This is a genomic window from Devosia sp. 67-54, assembly GCF_001899075.1.
Lineage (GTDB): Bacteria > Pseudomonadota > Alphaproteobacteria > Rhizobiales > Devosiaceae > Devosia_A.
Genome location: NZ_MKVA01000002.1, coordinates 249,550 through 265,312, shown reverse-complemented (window position 1 = coordinate 265,312; position 15,763 = coordinate 249,550). Strand labels below are relative to the sequence as shown.

General features: G+C 69.4%; 14 protein-coding genes. 6 read left to right on the top strand and 8 right to left on the bottom strand.

All coding sequences use genetic code 11. The features are described 5' to 3' along the window. Positions 1-39: 39 nt before the first annotated feature. From BGO82_RS02020 to BGO82_RS02000, 5 genes are read left to right on the top strand one after another with little or no spacing between them, the layout of a single operon-like run. Positions 40-999: an ABC transporter permease gene (locus BGO82_RS02020; protein WP_291303874.1), complete on the top strand. Its 960-nt coding sequence runs from the start codon at positions 40-42 to the stop codon at positions 997-999. Further along, positions 999-1,838 (top strand): ABC transporter permease, encoded by an 840-nt coding sequence (locus BGO82_RS02015; RefSeq protein WP_291303980.1) that lies wholly within the window; start codon positions 999-1,001, stop codon positions 1,836-1,838. Before BGO82_RS02020 ends, BGO82_RS02015 begins: the two co-directional genes overlap by 1 nt. Next, a complete protein-coding gene (locus BGO82_RS02010; RefSeq protein WP_291303873.1) occupies positions 1,835-3,562 on the top strand; it encodes an ABC transporter ATP-binding protein in 1,728 nt (575 codons plus the stop codon). The genes BGO82_RS02015 and BGO82_RS02010 overlap by 4 nt, the downstream gene beginning before the upstream one ends. Beyond that, positions 3,559-4,548, top strand: a complete 990-nt coding sequence (locus tag BGO82_RS02005; protein WP_291303872.1) for a serine hydrolase domain-containing protein — start codon at positions 3,559-3,561, stop codon at positions 4,546-4,548. The genes BGO82_RS02010 and BGO82_RS02005 overlap by 4 nt, the downstream gene beginning before the upstream one ends. Positions 4,549-4,553: 5 nt before the next feature. Next, complete coding sequence (locus BGO82_RS02000) at positions 4,554-5,675, top strand: anhydro-N-acetylmuramic acid kinase (RefSeq protein ID WP_291303871.1); 1,122 nt, start codon at positions 4,554-4,556, stop codon at positions 5,673-5,675. 283 nt (positions 5,676-5,958) lie between these two features. Here BGO82_RS02000 and BGO82_RS01995 read toward each other — a convergent pair whose 3' ends face one another. The 8 genes from BGO82_RS01995 to BGO82_RS01960 all read right to left on the bottom strand — a co-directional run bounded on the left by BGO82_RS01995 (position 5,959) and on the right by BGO82_RS01960 (position 14,467). Beyond that, positions 5,959-6,384 (bottom strand): GNAT family N-acetyltransferase, encoded by a 426-nt coding sequence (locus tag BGO82_RS01995; RefSeq protein WP_291303870.1) that lies wholly within the window; start codon positions 6,382-6,384, stop codon positions 5,959-5,961. Beyond that, a complete protein-coding gene (locus tag BGO82_RS01990) occupies positions 6,381-7,487 on the bottom strand; it encodes a mandelate racemase/muconate lactonizing enzyme family protein (RefSeq protein WP_291303869.1) in 1,107 nt (368 codons plus the stop codon). The genes BGO82_RS01995 and BGO82_RS01990 overlap by 4 nt, the downstream gene beginning before the upstream one ends. Positions 7,488-7,542: 55 nt before the next feature. Beyond that, on the bottom strand, positions 7,543-8,385 hold the full coding sequence (locus BGO82_RS01985; protein ID WP_291303868.1) for a carbohydrate ABC transporter permease: 843 nt from the start codon (positions 8,383-8,385) through the stop codon (positions 7,543-7,545). A 470-nt stretch (positions 8,386-8,855) separates the two neighbouring features. Next, positions 8,856-9,746 carry a sugar ABC transporter permease gene (locus BGO82_RS01980; protein ID WP_291303867.1) on the bottom strand — a complete coding sequence of 297 codons (891 nt, stop codon included), beginning with the start codon at positions 9,744-9,746 and terminating at the stop codon, positions 8,856-8,858. Between the two features lie 122 nt (positions 9,747-9,868). Then, a complete protein-coding gene (locus tag BGO82_RS01975) occupies positions 9,869-10,753 on the bottom strand; it encodes an amidohydrolase family protein (protein ID WP_291303866.1) in 885 nt (294 codons plus the stop codon). Between the two features lie 165 nt (positions 10,754-10,918). Continuing rightward, positions 10,919-12,157 carry a sugar ABC transporter substrate-binding protein gene (locus BGO82_RS01970; RefSeq protein WP_291303865.1) on the bottom strand — a complete coding sequence of 413 codons (1,239 nt, stop codon included), beginning with the start codon at positions 12,155-12,157 and terminating at the stop codon, positions 10,919-10,921. 16 nt (positions 12,158-12,173) lie between these two features. Next, on the bottom strand, positions 12,174-13,115 hold the full coding sequence (locus BGO82_RS01965) for a carbohydrate kinase family protein (protein WP_291303864.1): 942 nt from the start codon (positions 13,113-13,115) through the stop codon (positions 12,174-12,176). Continuing rightward, positions 13,112-14,467, bottom strand: coding sequence for a 6-phospho-beta-glucosidase (locus tag BGO82_RS01960; protein WP_291303863.1), 1,356 nt, complete (start codon positions 14,465-14,467; stop codon positions 13,112-13,114). Before BGO82_RS01960 ends, BGO82_RS01965 begins: the two co-directional genes overlap by 4 nt. A 132-nt stretch (positions 14,468-14,599) precedes the next feature. Here BGO82_RS01960 and BGO82_RS01955 point away from each other — a divergent pair, with 132 nt between their 5' ends. Continuing rightward, the gene (locus tag BGO82_RS01955; protein WP_291303862.1) at positions 14,600-15,355 is read left to right on the top strand and encodes a GntR family transcriptional regulator; all 756 of its coding nucleotides are present in this window, start codon (positions 14,600-14,602) and stop codon (positions 15,353-15,355) included. Positions 15,356-15,763: the final 408 nt, after the last annotated feature.

Sequence of the window (15,763 nt, the reverse complement as noted above, 5' to 3'; positions counted from 1 at the left end):
ACCAGCCCAAAGGTCGGTGTCACTCAGGAAGCCTGGCTCATGAGCTATGTCGCGCAACGCCTGCTGACGTTTCCGCTGATCCTGCTCGGCGTCTCCATCCTCGTCTTCGTCGCCATCCGCATGATCCCGGGCGATGCCATCACCGCGATGCTCGGCACCGAGGCCGGGCTGCTCACCCCGGCCCAGCGCGCCTCGCTCGCCGCCTATTTCGGCATCGACCAGCCCGTCACCACGCAATATTTCCGCTGGGCCGCCGGTCTGCTGCATGGCGATCTCGGCATCTCCGCCACCTACGGCAAGCCGGTGCTGCAGATCATCCTCGACCGCTTCCCGCTCACCCTCGAGCTGGCGCTGCTGTCGATGCTCATCGCGCTCCTGACCGGCATTCCGCTCGGCGTGCTCGCCGCCACCCGCAACGAGCGCCCGAGCGACCTCATGGTGCGCATCCTCGCCATGCTCGGCCAGTCGACGCCCAGCTTCGTGCTCGGCCTGCTCATCATCTATCTGCTCTCGGTGTGGTTCGGCATCGTCCCCACCATGGGCACCTTCACGCCGCTCAATGTCGATCCGCTGGCCAATCTCGGCCAGATGATCTTTCCCGCCATCACCCTCGGCTTCGCCTTCGCCGCCTCGGTGACGCGCATCTCGCGCTCGGCCATGCTCGACGTGCTGAGCGACGACTACATCCGCACCGCCCGCTCCAAGGGCGCCTCGCAGCGCAGCGTCGTCTGGGGCCATGCATTGCCCAACGCCCTGATCCCGGTGGTGACGCTTTCGGGCGTCGAGTTCGGCTACCTGCTCGGCGGCGCCGTCATCGTCGAGCAGGTCTTCGCCCTGCCCGGCCTCGGCCGCCTGGTGCTCGACGCCATCTCGCAGCGCGATTACGCGCTGGTGCAGGGCACGGTGCTGTTCATCGCCATGAACTTCCTCATCGTCAACCTCATCGTCGATCTGCTCTACGTCGTGCTCGACCCGCGCATCCGTCTCGGGGGCAAATGATGCGCCTGCTCGCCGCCCTGTTCCGCCATCCGAGCGGCCGCATCGGCGCCGCCATCATCCTCGTCTATCTCGTCGCCGCGCTGCTGGGCGCGCTCGGCCTCACCCCGCACAATGCGCTGAAGCAGTTCCCCCTCGACCGGCTGAAGCCGCCCAACGCCACCTATTGGCTGGGCACCGACCTGCTCGGCCGCGACACCTTCAGCCGGCTGATGCTGGGGATCGGCCAGAGCTTCGTCGTCGCCTTCGCCTCGGTCGCCGGCGCCACCCTCGCCGGCACCGTCATCGGCCTCCTTGCCGCCTGGTGGGGCTCCCTGTGGGACGGCGTGCTGATGCGCATCATGGACGTGCTGCTCGCCTTCCCGGCGATTCTCCTGGCGCTGCTGATCATCGCCATCGTCGGCCCCGGCACCTTCACCAGCGTCGCCGCCATCGCCATCGTCTACACCCCGATCTTCGCCCGTGTCGTGCGCGGCCCGGCGCTCAGCCTCAAGCGCCGCGACTTCGTCGACGCCGCCCGCACCTTCGGCAGCTCCGAGCGCTACATCCTCACCCGCCACCTGCTGCTCAACCTCGTCGCCCCGCTCACCGTGCAGGTGACCCTCGCCCTCGCCTGGGCCCTGCTCACCGAAGCCGGGCTCAGCTTTCTCGGCCTCGGTACGCAGCCGCCCGCCCCCTCGCTCGGCCTCATGCTCTCCGAGAGCAAGAACCTCATGCAGCACGCACCCTGGCTGATGTTCTTTCCCGGCCTCACCATCATGGTCGGCATCCTCGGCTTCAACCTCACCGGCGACGCCCTGCGCGACATCCTCGATCCGCGCACCGAACGGAGGACGGCATGACCGCCCTGCTCTCCGTCCGCGATCTGCATGTCGGCTTCGGCCGCGACCCGCGCGCCAACGAGGTGGTGCGCGGCATCGGCTTCGACCTCGCCGCCGGCGAGACCCTCGCCATCGTCGGCGAAAGCGGCTCCGGCAAATCGGTGACGGCGCTGTCGGTCAACCGCCTCGTCGATTTCGGCGGCGGCCGCATCACCGCCGGCGCCATCGTGCTGCAGCGCGGCGACGGCAGCACCCTCGATCTGGCGCAGGCCGAGGAGCACACGCTGCGCCACATCCGCGGCCGCGACATCGGCATGATCTTCCAGGAGCCGATGACCTCGCTCAACCCGGTGCACACCGTCGGCCGGCAGATCGAGGAGGCCTTCCGCCTCAACCGCGGCCTCGGCGGCGACGCCGCCCGCACGGCGGCGCGCGAGGTGCTGGAGCGCGTCCGCATCCCCGACGCCGCCGCGCGCCTCGCCTACTACCCGCACCAGCTCTCGGGCGGCATGCGCCAGCGCGTGATGATCGCCATGGCCCTCGCCAGCTCCCCGCGCCTGCTGATCGCCGACGAGCCCACCACCGCCCTCGACGTCACCGTGCAGGCGCAGATCATGGCGCTCCTCGCCGAGCTGCGCGAGGAGACCGGCATGGCGATGATCTTCATCACCCACGACATCGGCCTCGTCGCCGGCATCGCCGACCGCATCATGGTGATGCAGCGCGGCGTCGCCGTCGAGCAGGCCGACACCGCCGCCGTGCTCGACCACCCGCAGCACGACTACACCAGGCACCTGCTCGAGGCCGTGCCGCATTTCACCGCCGGCCGCGCCACCCGCAACGACGGCACGCGCGGCACCGCAACGGCCCCGCTGGTCACCGTCGACGGCCTCGTCGTCCGCTTCCCGGTCGGCAAGGGCCTTTTCCGCAAGCCCGGCGCCGTGCACGCCGTCGACGGCGTCGATTTCGACCTCGTCGCCGGCGAAACCCTCGCCATCGTCGGCGAGAGCGGCTCCGGCAAATCCACCACCGCCCGCGCCATCCTCGGCCTCGTACAGAAGACCCGCGGCGAGATCGACGCCAGGGCCGGGCGCAGTCGCCGGCCGATCCAGATGGTGTTCCAGGATCCCTTCGCCTCGCTCAACCCGCGGCTCAACGTCGAATCGCTGCTGGCCGAGCCCGCCATCGCCAACGGCCAGCGCAAGGATGCGGCGCTGCGCCGGCGCATGCTGGTCCTGCTCGAGCGTGTCGGCCTGCCGGCGGAGGCGCTGAGCCGCTACCCGCACCAGTTCTCCGGCGGCCAGCGCCAGCGCCTCTGCATCGCCCGCGCCCTGATGCTCAACCCCGACGTGGTGGTGCTCGACGAAGCCGTCTCCGCCCTCGACGTCTCGGTGCAGGCGCAGGTGCTCCAGCTCCTCATCGAGCTGCAGCGCGAATTCGGCCTCGCCTACATCTTCATCTCGCACGACATGGCCGTGGTCGAGCGCATCGCCCACCGCATCGCCGTGATGTTTGCCGGCCAGATCGTCGAGATCGGCGCCGCCGGCGCCGTGCTCGCCGACCCGCAGCACAGCTACACCCGCCGCCTCATCGCCGCCGTCCCCGCCATCGAGCGGCGCAAGGAACACTACACCGTCGACGCCACGCAGGTGCCCTCGCTGGTCCGCCCCGCCGGCTACGAACCGCCGCCCGCCCATTGGCGCGAGGCCGGCCCCGATCACCGCGTCCGCGAGGAGAGCGCATGAGCGTCCACGACACCCTCGAGCGCGCCTTCGCGCCGCTCGCCGCCAGCGTTGCCGCCGGCCGCATTCCCGGCGGCGTCCTCGGCATCGTCGAGGCCGACGGCCGGCGCGCCGTCCGCGCCATCGGCTCGGCGCAGCTCGAGCCCACCCTCCGCCCGATGCACGAGGGCATTTGGTTCGATCTCGCCTCGCTGACCAAGGTGATCTTCACCACCCCGCGCATCCTGCGCGCCGCCGGGACCGGCGCCCTCGACCTCGACGCCCCGCTGGTCAGCGTCATCCCCGATTTCCGCCAGTACAATGTCGACAATTGGGAGCGCAGGATCACCTTCCGCCAGTGCCTCGGCCACCAGACGCCGTTTCCCGGCGTGTTCCCGCTCTACACCTACGGCACCGACCCGAACCTGCTGCGCGCCTTCCTGTTGCAGCATGAGTGGCCCGCCGGCCCCGCCGTCTATTCCGACATCAATTTCATCCTCCTCGGCATCGCCCTCGAACGCCTCGCCAACACCACCATCCGCGACATGGACCCCGGCCCCGGCTTCGCCTGGTCCGCCGCGCCGGCCAATGCCGCCGCCACCGAGCGCTGCGCCTGGCGCGGCCGCGTCGTCTCGGGCGAGGTGCACGACGAGAACTGCTTCGCCCTGCAGGGCTCCGGCCATGCCGGCCTGTTCGGCACCGCCGCGTCGGTGCTCGACTACGCCGGAACGCTGCTCCAGGGCGGCCCGGTCGTCGACCTCATGCGCACCCCGCTCGGCCCCCGCCGCACCCATGGCTGGGAGCGGCCCTACGAAGGCTGGTCCGGCGGCGAGCGCTGCACCCCCGACACCATCGGGCACACCGGCTTCACCGGCACCGGCCTCTGGCTCGATTTCGCCCGCGGCCGCGCCTGGACCCTGCTCACCAACCGCGTCCACCCCTCCCGCTTTTCCGACAGCGGCATCCTCGGCCTGCGCCGCGCGGTGGGCGATCTCGTCAACACGGACTGAACGCAATGGCAAACTCGATCTGGGCCGTCGGCCTGATGACTGGAACGGTGCTCGACGGCAATATCGACGTCGCGCTGCTGCAGACCGACGGCGAGACCGTCGAGCGCTTCGGCCCCTACACCCTCGCCCCCTACCCGCAATCCATCCGCAACACGCTGGAGCAGACGCTGGCCGAGGCGCGCAAATGGAACTTCGAAGGCCCCGACCCCGCGATCTTCGCCGCGGCCGAGGACGCCCTGACCCGCGCCCAGTCCGCCGCCGTGCGCCAGCTCGTCGAAGCCTCCGGCATGCGGATGGCCGACATCGGCGTCGTCGGCTTCCACGGCCAGTCGGTGCTGCACCGCGCGCCGCAGCCCGGCCGCATCGGCGCCACCCGCCAGCTCGGCGATGGCCGGCTGATGCATGAATTGCTCGGCGTACCGGTGGCCTACGATTTCCGCTCCGCCGACGTGCGCGCCGGCGGCCAGGGCGCGCCGCTCGCCGCGCTCTACCACCAGGCGCTCCTGAAAATGCTCGGCGCCACCGACGGCCGCACCGCCGTGCTCAATCTCGGCGGCGTCGCCAACCTCACCTTCTGGGACGGCGCTGACACGCTGATCGCCTTCGACACCGGCCCCGCCAACGCCCCGATCAACGATTTCATCAAGGCCCATGGCCGCGGCGACATGGACCGCGACGGCAAGCTGGCGCTCAGCGGCACGGTCGACGAGGCGCGCCTCGCCCGACTGCTGCAGCACCCCTACCTCGGCGCCCCGTACCCCAAATCGCTCGACCGCTTCGATTTCCTCGCCAGCATGGCCGACGGCCTCGGCCTCGAGGACGGCGCCGCCACCCTCACCGCCTTCACCGCCGGCGCCGTCGGCCGCGCCCTCGACCTGCTGCCGCGCCGCCCCACCCGCCTCATCGTCTGCGGCGGCGGCCGCCACAACCCCGCGATCATGGCCATGCTGAAAACCCGCGCCCACGTGGAAGCCGTCCCCGCCGAAGCCGTCGGCTGGCGCGGCGACGCCATCGAAGCCGAATGCTTCGCCTTCCTCGCCGTCCGCGTCCAGCGCGCCCTCCCCATCAGCCTCCCCACCACCACCGGCGCCCCAAAACCCATGACCGGCGGCGTGCTGGCCGCCTAAACCGAACCCGCAGTCGGCGCTCCTCTCCCGTGCCTCGGCGGTTGGCCGAACGAGCCCTCTTGGCACCTCATTCCCGCGAAGGCAGAACTCCAGACCTGACCCGCGGCGTCCGAAAGCCTGGTCTGGGGAGCCCGCCTTCGACCCCAACCACCGGGTCATTCCCGCGAAAGCGGGAACCTCTGTTGGCGGAGTAGCGAAACGGCCCGGATGCGCCGGGCCGGGCGATGCCCGGCTTATCCCCGCATTGCCGACTGCACATGCAGCACGATGCGTATGTGGCCCCCTACAACCGCTTCTGTAAAAACGTTCTAACTCGCCCCTTCGGAAACTCCGCCAATTCCCCGAACGGCGCATATCCCGCCCGCTGATACGCCCTGAGCGCCACCGGGTTGAACGTATCGATATACGCTCCGTGGCAGCCGCGCGCCCGCGCCTCGGCCTCCGCCGCCGCCAGCATGCGGCCGGCGAGCCCCTGCCCGCGCTGGCCCTCGGCGATCCACAGCCACTGCACATAGAGCCAGCCCCACGCCGTGTAGCCGGAAATGCCGGCGACCAGCGCCCCCGCCGCATCGTGCACCAGCACCGCCAGCGCCTGCCGCCCGGCCGGGCCCACATCGGCATCGTTGTAGGCGGCAAGGCCCGCCCCGATGGCCTCGATCTCGCGCGCCTCGGGCGTCGCCGTCACCGCGATATCGAGCTCGTCCGTCACTCGACCACCCGCGTCTCGAGCCCCGCGAGATACCCCGCGTCGAGCTCCACCCCCAGCCCCGGCGCCTCGGCCGGCCACAGCTCGCCGCCCGCGCCATAGGCGAAGCCGCCGGCCACCGGGTCCACCGCCAGCATGTCGGCGCCGTCGAGGTCGGCGAACACGATGTTCTCGCGCGCGCTGGCGAGATGCACCGCCGCCGCGATGGCGACGCCCGCATCGGTCATGCATCCCACCATGCACGCAATGCCCGCCGCCTCGCCGATGGCGTTGATGCCGAGCGCCATGTGGATGCCGCCGGCCTTGGCGAGCTTGATGTTGAAATAGTCGCACGCCCCCGCCGCCACGAGCCGCAGCGCGTCGTGGCTGTCGAACAGCGCCTCGTCCGCCATGATCGGGATGGCGCTGCCGCGCCTGAGCTCGGCCAGCCCCTCCACGTCCCACTTCACCACCGGCTGCTCTACCAGCTCGGGGGCGAACTGCGGCAGCGCCGCGAGCGCCGCCCGCGCCACGGTGCGGCTCCAGCCCTGGTTGGCGTCGATGCGCAGCGGAAACCCCGCCCCCACCGCCGCCCGGATCGCCCGCATGCGAGCAAGGTCAGTCGCAAGGTCGGTGCCGAGCTTCACCTTGATCACCCGGAACCCGCGCGCCTTGAACCCCGCGGCGCGCTCCGCCATCATTTCGGGCGTGTCGATCCCCACCGTATTGTCGGTGACGATGGCGCGCCGCCGCCCGCCGAGCAGCGCGAACAGCGGCAGCCCGCCGGCCTTCCCCAGCCCGTCCCACAGCGCGATCTCCAGCGCCGAGCGCAGCGTCGTGTTGTTGGGGAGAAGCTTCAGCATCTGCTGTGCCCGTCCGGCGATGTCGTGCGCCTCGCTGCCGAGCAGCGCCTGCGCCAGCCCCGGCGCCGCCGCCCACACGCTGTCGGGCGTCTCGCCCGTCACCGGCGTGAAGATGTTGCCCTCGCCCACCCCGACGATGCCGTCGTCGCTATGCACCCGCACGAACAGCGATTGCGAGATCGTCGTCGTGCCGATCGCCACCTTGAACGGCACCTTCATCGGCATCGGCGCGCGATAGAGCTCGATCCTGGTAATGCGTCCCATCGGCGACTCCTGTTTCGCCGCGCACCCTACTCGAAACCGGCTCCGGCGACAGGCCCTATCGCCCGCCGAATCCGCCCGTCGTGATCCCCGAAATGAACGAGCGGTTGCCCAGCGCGAACACCACCAGCATCGGCACGATGGCCAGCACGCTGCCCGTCATCAGCAGCGGCCAGTCGGTGTTGAACTGTCCCTGCAGCGACGCCAGCGCCACCGTCGTCACCTGCATGTTCGGGCTGCTGGTGGTGATCAGCGGCCAGAGGAAATTGTTCCATTGCGCGACGAAGGTGAAGATCGCCAGTGCCCCCAGCGCCGGCAGCGACAGCGGCAGCACCACCCCGGCATAGATCTGCGCATGGTTGGCCCCGTCGATCCGCGCCGCCTCGATCAGCTCGGTCGGGATGGTCTTCATGTATTGCCGCAGGAGGAACGTGCCGAAGCTCGAAAACGCATAGGGCAGGATCAGCCCCTGATAGGTATTCATCCAGCCGAGATTGCGCACCAGGATGAAATTGGGGATCAGCGTCACCTGCGACGGCACCATCAGCGCCGCGAGGTAGGTCAAAAACAGCGCCTCGCGTCCGCGAAAGCGCAGGCAGGCGAACGCATACGCCGCCATCGAGCAGACGATGAGCTGCAGCACCGTGACGCTGGTGGCGACGATCACGCTGTTGTCGATCGCCTGCCCGAACGGAATGGTCGAAAAGATGCGCGCATAATTGCCCGGCTGCGGATTGGCGCTCAGCAGCGTCGGCGGAAACCGGAACACCTCGGCCGACGGCTTCAGCGACGTCGAGATCATCCAGATGAACGGCCCACACATCAGCAGCGCGCCGCCCAGCAGCAGCACGAAGATCACCCAGTCCGCCACCGTCGGCGCCGTGCGCCCGCTAGCCCGCATCCCGCCACCCCTCCCGGCGTCGGGCGCACAACCGCAAGACACATGCTGGCGGCCCCCACCCCCCAGCCCCTCCCCGCAAGGGGGAGGGGAGCCTGACTGCACCACCGTGGTTGCGGCTCCATCGCCCCCCTCCCCCCTGCGGGGAGGGGCGGGGGGTGGGGGCCACACCCATCAACGCAACCATGTCATCCGCAAGCACCAGCGCGGCAGTCGGGCCCCCCTCCCCCTTGCCGGGAGGGGTGGAGGTGGGGGCCACACCCATCAACGCGACCATGTCATCCGCAACCGCCAGCCCGGCAGTCGGCCCCCTCTCCCCCCTGCGGGGAGGGGTGGGGGTGGGGGCCACACCCATCAACGCGACCATGTCATCCGCAACCGCCAGCCCGGCAGTCGGCCCCCCCTCCCCCTTGCGGGGAGGGGTGGGGGTGGGGGCCACGCGCACCGCCCTTGCTGCCCTGTCGCGCATCCCGCTAGTCATAATGCACCCAGCGGTCCTGCAGCCGGTACTGCACCAGCGTCAGCGTCAGCACGATCAGGAACAGCACCATCGCCGCGGCGCTGGCGATCCCCATCTGGTAGAACATGAATCCATTCTGGTAGATGAAGAACACCAGCGTGTTGGTGGCGTTCGACGGCCCCGCTTTGGTCATCACATAGACCAGCTCGAACACCTGGAAGCTGCCGATGATCGAGATGATCAGAACGAAGAACGTCATCGGCGACAGCAACGGCAGCGTGATGTGCCACAGTCGCCGCATCCCCGTCGCCCCGTCGAGCGCCGACGCCTCGTAGATGTCCTGCCTTATGTTCTGCAGCCCGGCGAGGAACAGCACCATCGCATAGCCGAGCCCCTGCCACACCGACACCGCGATCACCGCCGGCATCGCCCATTTGCTCGACACCAGCCATTTCGGCAGGTCGGTCACCCCGAACAGCGACAGGCCCATGTTGATGAGCCCGAAATTGGAGTTGAACAGCCACGCCCACACCAGCCCCGCCGCCACCGTGCTGGTCACCACCGGCAGGAAATACACCACCCGGAAGAACGCCTGCCCCGGCACCCCGCGATTGAGCCCCAGCGCGCACAGCAGTCCCAGCAGCATCTGCAGCGGCACCGCCAGCAGCACGTAATAGCCGGTATTGCCCAGCACCTGCCGGAAGATCGGGTCGTTCCACAGCGCCACGTAATTGTCGAGCAGCGCCAGCTTCGGCGGGTTGAACAGGTCCCAATGCGTGAACGAGATGAAGAACGCCGCGATCACCGGCAGCGCGGTGAACACCGCGAACAGCACCAGGCTCGGTGTCAGGAACAGCCAGGCGGCGCGTTCCTCGCCGCGCGCCATCGCGCTCAGGCGCGGCACGAGGGCACCCGCCACATGCTGCCACCGCGCGCCGATGTATCAGTCGGCCTCCCCTCCCCCTTGCGGGGAGGGGCCGGGGGTGGGGGCCACACCCGCCACGGTTTCAGCCGCGCCCCCGCCATCTACTTCTCGAACCCGAAGATCCGCGCCGCGTTGCGGTAGAAGATCTGGTCCTGCTCGTCGGCGGTGAGCCCCATCTTGTCGAACGCCGCCTTCCAGCGCGCCACGTCGCCCTTCAGCCGCCGATGGTCGGAATCCGAGCCGTAGAGGAGCTTGCGCGGCGAGATTTCCTTGCCGATATAGCCGCCCTCGACGATGTGGTTGTGCACCACGTCGCCGCCCGAAATATCGAAGTAGAGCCGCGGCCGCCAGCGCGCCACCGCGCATGCGGTGCGATAATCCGGCCAGCCGAGATGCGCCCCGATGATGAACAGCTCGGGGAAATAGAACGCGATCGTATCGAGATAGATCGGCTGCATGCGGGCGCTCGAAAACCCGAATTTCTCGCGCGAGATGTTCTTCTTGAGCCCATTCACCAGCGCCTCTTCGGCGTCGCTCCCCGCCGCCGGCGGCGCCTTCCAGGCATCTTCCTTGCCGCCCTCGAGATAGTCGGCCGGCCCGCCCTGGATGCCGGTATGGAACAAGATTCTGAGCCCTCGCGCCGCCGCCGCCTCGTAATACGGCATGTAGTCGGGATGGTCGTAGTTCTTGGAAACGCCGATGGTCTTGATGCCGTGGAAGCCGCGTTGGTAGAAATCCTCCACCGTGCTCACCGGGTCCTTGTCGAGCTCCAGCCGCCCCATGGCGATCACGAAGTCCGGCCGCGCCTCCAGCGCCCGGCTCAGCATCTCGTTGCCGCGCCGGCCCGGATTGGCGAGCAGCGCCACCTTCTCGACGCCCACCTCCTGGCAATGCTCCCACAGCACCTCGAGGAACCCCTCCTCGGCGCTGCGGGTGAAGAGCTTGTCCCAGAAGCCGTAATGGACGTGGCTGTCGATAATGCGCATCTAGTACTCCGATATCCTGCTCAACCGCATCTGCGGCTCATCGCCCCCCCTCGCGGGGAGGGGCCGGGGGTGGGGGCCGCGCGCACCGCGGCCCGCAAACCCATTTGCCCCCGCGCTCGCCGGGACAACCGCTGGCGCAGCCGTCCCGGCGATCGGGAGGACCCCTTACTTCGCCTTCAGCGCGGCGTTGACCTGGTCCTTGATGGCGCCCAGCGCATCCGCCGCCGTCGCCTCGCCGTTCCACACCTTGTCCAGCGCCGGCTGGATCAGCTTGTTGGTGATGTCGACATAGGTCGGGAATTGCGGGAACACCTTGCCCGTCTCGGTCTCGGACAGGAACACGTCGGCGAACGGCGCCTTGAACGCGGCCTTCACCGCGTCGTTGCCGATCATCGCCGGCACCGCCGGCGAGCCGCCGGCCGAGGTGAAGGCGATCTGCCCCTCGGGTCCGCACAGATACTGCATGAAGTCCCAGGCCGCGTCCTTGACCTTGGAATTGGCGTTCATCGCGAAGCCGGCGCCGCCCGCTTCATTGGCGTGGATGCCCGTCGGCCCGGCCGGCAGCGGCGCCACCGCCCATTTGAACGTCGCCTTGTCGTAGCTGCCGAGACGCGAGGCGTTGGTGATCGCCATCGAAGCCTGGTCGGCGGTGAACATCGAGGCGGTGCCGCCCATCTGGTCGGCCTCCTGAAAGTTCGGCGTCACCTTGTCCTTGTTGATGAGGTCGCCCAGGAACTGGATCGCCTTGACCCCAGCATCGTCGGCCAGCGTGAATGTCGTCGGCTGCACCGGATCGTCGAACACGCTGCCGCCGTCCTGATACACCCACATCGGCCAGGCATTGGATTCGAGCACGATTCCATAACGCGTCACGCGGCCGCCATCGGTCACCGTCAGCTTCTTGGCGGCGTCTTCGAGGTCGGCCCATTTCCAGTTGGCGTCCGGATATTTGACCCCGGCTTTGTCGAAGTCGTCCTTGTTGTAGTAGAGCACGTTGGTCGCGTTGTCGCGCGGGATCGAATACAGCTTGCCGTTGAGCGAATGGATCCTGAGCGAATCCTTGACGTACTCGTTGATCGGGAACTTGGTCTTTTCGATCCACGGCCCGAGGTCTTCCAGCGTGTTGCGCGCCGCATAGCTCGGCACGTTGGTGATGAAGAACACGTCCGGCCCGCCGCCCGCGGCGAGCTGCGCGTCGAGCTTGGTGAAATAGCCCGACCACGGCGCGTTCTGCAGCTCGATATGCACATCCGGATGCTTGGCCATGTAGTCGTTGGCGATCTTTTCGAACGGCGGCACCTCCGGCGGGTCGCCCCAGAACGCGAACACCAGGTTGGTGTCGGCGAAGGCAGGCGTTGCGGCGCTGAGCGCAAGTCCCAGCACGGCAGACCAAAGTCTCTTCATGATAGTTCTCCCTTCTTCATGCTACGTGCATCGGGCTCACGCCGCCCGATCCTGGTTGAAACGCCTGGGCGACGAACGCCTTGAGCGCGTCCGCCGTGGGGTTGGCGCTGCTGCCGGCGCCCATCGTCGACAGCGTGCCGCAGGCCACCGCGTTGCGCAGCCGCGCCGCCACCGGCAGCTCGGCGATGGCGCCCGCGAGATATCCCGCCGCGAACGCATCGCCCGCCCCCACCGTGTCGACTACCGCGACGCGCGGCGCCGTCTCGTCGTAGCGCCGTCCCGCCATCCATGCCGATACGCCGGTGCTGCCGCGCTTGATCAGCACCGCCGGCGCCATTTCGGCCAGCACCGCCAGCGCCGCCTCGGCGCTGTCCGTATGGGTCAGGCGCATCGCCTCCGCCTCGTTGGGCGAGAACACGTCGCACAGCCCGATGAACGCGCGCACCCCGGGCGTGGCGAGCGTCACCGCATCGCCGTTGCAATCGCCGAACACCTGCGCGCCGCCCGCCTTGGCCGCGCCGATGAAGGCCAGCCAGTCCGGCGTATAGCGGAAGCTCTGCAGCAGCCAGCGCGGCCGCAGCGTCTCGAGCAGGCGCGCCTTGGGCGGCACCACCTCGGTGCCGCGATAGGTGATGAAGCCGCGCTCCTCGCTGTCGGCGAACGCCGCCGTCACCATCGCCGCCGGCCGCCCGAGCCGGTGGAACGCCACCGGGTCGAGCCCCTCCTCCGCCGCCGTGTCGAGCACGATGCGGCTGAACAGGTCCGTGCCGAAATCGCACGCCCAGGCCGTGCGCAATCCCAGCCGCGTCAGCCCCAGCGCCATGTTGTAGCAGCCGCCCGGCCGCGTCGTGAGGCCGCTGGCGATCACCTCGCGCCCCAGCGCCGGCATGCCGTCGAGCCCGGCAAAGATCAGGTCGCAATAGGCCTCGCCGGCCACCAGCACGTCGTAGCGGCTCATGCCCAGCCCTCCGTGTAGCGGGGGTAGGCGGCGATGAAATCGTCGACCAGCGCTTCGGCCAGCGAGTACGACAGCACCAGCGGATGCGCCACCAGCGCATCGATGGCCAGCAGCCGGTCCCGCGTCAGGATCGCCTTCGCCGCCAGCCGCTCGTACTGCTTGACGCTCTGGATCAGGTACGATTGCGCGTCCGGCATCATGCCCACCGGCACCGGGCGGATGCCGTCGGCATCCACCACGCAGCTCACCTCCACCACGTCGTCGTCCTCGAGGTCGGCGATGGCGCCGCGGTTGACCACGTTGAGCCCGGTGCGGATGCGGCCATTGCCCTCGAGCGCCTCCATCAGGCTCAGCGCCACGCCGGCATAGCCCTCGCCGTCGTCCGCGGCGGCGGGCGTGTCCTCCTCCGCCGCCTCGATCTGCGTGGCATGCGCCATGTAGCTGCCCGAGCGCCGGTGCTCGTAGTCGAAATACGCCTCCAGCGCCCGCTCCGGGTGCCGCGCCGCATCGATGCGGCCGAGCTCGGCCAGCAGCTGCCGGTTGAGCTCCAGCACCTCCTCGCCGCGTGTCGGCCCGTTGCCGTGCCCGCCCAGCGCCTTGTCGATGTAGTAGTAGTAATAGAGGTATTCGTTGATCCACATGCCCTGCCGCCGCACCACGCGCGGCTCGAACACCCGCAAATTGGTGCCGGCGAGGAACGCATCGTCGGCCAGCGCTTCGGCCAGCCGGTCGACGCCGTCCACCCGCGCCTCGCGCGTGAACGACAGATGGTTGAGCCCGAACAGGTCGGCCTCGACCGCCTGCGGGTCGAGGCCGAGGCGGTGGGCGACCGCATTCTGCGCCCCGTTGGCGCTGTCGCAGATGCCGACGCAGCGCGTGATCCCGGCATCGCTCAGCGCCTGGCTGACCAGCCCGGCCGGATTGGTGAAATTGAACAGCCACGCGTCCGGGCTGATCTCCCGCAGCCGCCGCGCATAATCGAGAATGGTGGGGATCGAGCGCAGCGCCATGGCGAAGCCGCAGGCGCCGGTGGTCTCCTGCCCCAGCACGCCATGCTTGTGCGCGATCTTCTCGTCGGTGACGCGGCCCTCGGCGCCGCCCGGCCGCACCGTCGTCACCACGTGGCTCACCCCGGTGAACGCCGCGTCGGCCGATGTGGTGGTGGTGATCTGCACGCCCGAGCCGTCGCGCCGCGCCAGCTCCGTGCACAGCGCCCCGATCAGCCCGAGCTGCGCCGCGTCGGTGTCCATCAGCGCGATTTCGGTGAGCTTCAGCCGCGCCGCGCGCTTCAGCGCCGACTGCACGAACAGCGGCGCCCGCACGCCCCCTCCGCCGATGATGGCAAGCTTCATCGTCGCTCTCTCCCGCAACTGGTTATATCCAGTCATATCGAGTTGGTATAGACAGGAAAGCCACATTTTTTGCCGCCTGCCGGGCACGCGGCGATGCTATGCAAGCCCCGAACGGAGGATCGACGGCGCCCGATGAACAGCGTCAGCCGCGAGGACATGCGACCGCTCTACAAGCAGGTGAAGGACCGCCTGCTCGAGCTGCTCGCCGACGGCAGCGTGCCGCCCATGGGCAAGCTCGCCTCCGAGCGCGAGCTGGTCGAACGCTATGGCGTCAGCCGCATCACCGTGCGCCAGGCGATGCGCGAGCTGGTGGCCGAGGGGCATCTGCGCAGCCATCCCGGCAAGGGCTTTTACGCCACCGGCCGCTCCAGCACCGAAGCCTTCGAACTCGAGCTGCTGCGCAGCTTCACCGCCACCGCGCTGCAGCACGGCCTCACCCCCGGCGCCCGCCTGCTCTCCGGCCGCACCATCCCCGCCGACGACCGCCTCGCCACGGCGCTGCATGTCCGCATCGGCGAGCCGGTGATCGCTTTGAAGCGCCTGCGCCTGCTCGACGGCCAGCCCGTCGCCATCGCCGAAGACTGGATCGAGGCGCGCAAGACCCCCGGCCTCCTCGCCCTCGACTGGGCCGGCGGCAACCGCTCGCTCTACGACGAATTGCGCCACCGCTACGGCCTCGCCCCCGAGGTCGGCGAAACCGTGCTCTCCTCCCGCCTCGCCACCGCCGAGGAAGCCCGCCTGCTCGACCTGCGCCGTCCCGCCGCCATCCTCACCGTCGAGCAGATCGCCCACGCCCGCGACGGCAGCCCCATCAACGCCACCCGCTCCCTCCACCACCCCGCCCGCTACCCCCTGCGCCTCGCCCAGGGCCGCCGTGCGTCTCCCTGACGCGCAGTCAGCACGACCTCCCCGCGCAGCGGCCGGGTGAGGGGCCGTCGCACCATCTCTCAGTCGGGACTCCTCTCCCGTTTACGGGGGAGGGGGACCACGCGCTAGCGTGGTGGAGGGGGCGGCCCCACCCACCAACGCAAGCGGCCGCCCCGTCTCACCTCCGACGAGCGTTGCCCCCACCCCCGCCCCTCCCCGCAAGGGGGAGGGGGGCGATAGAGCCGCATTCTCCGGCATTTCAGTCAGGCCCCCCTCCCCCTTGCGGGGAGGGGCCGGGGGTGGGGGCCAAGCCCACCGGCCCTAGATAAAACTACGTCCCACTTTTCCCCAGCACCGCCCGCGCCCGCTCCACCACCGGCTTGTCCACCATCCACGACCGTCGCGGCTCCATCGCCCCCCTCCCCCTTG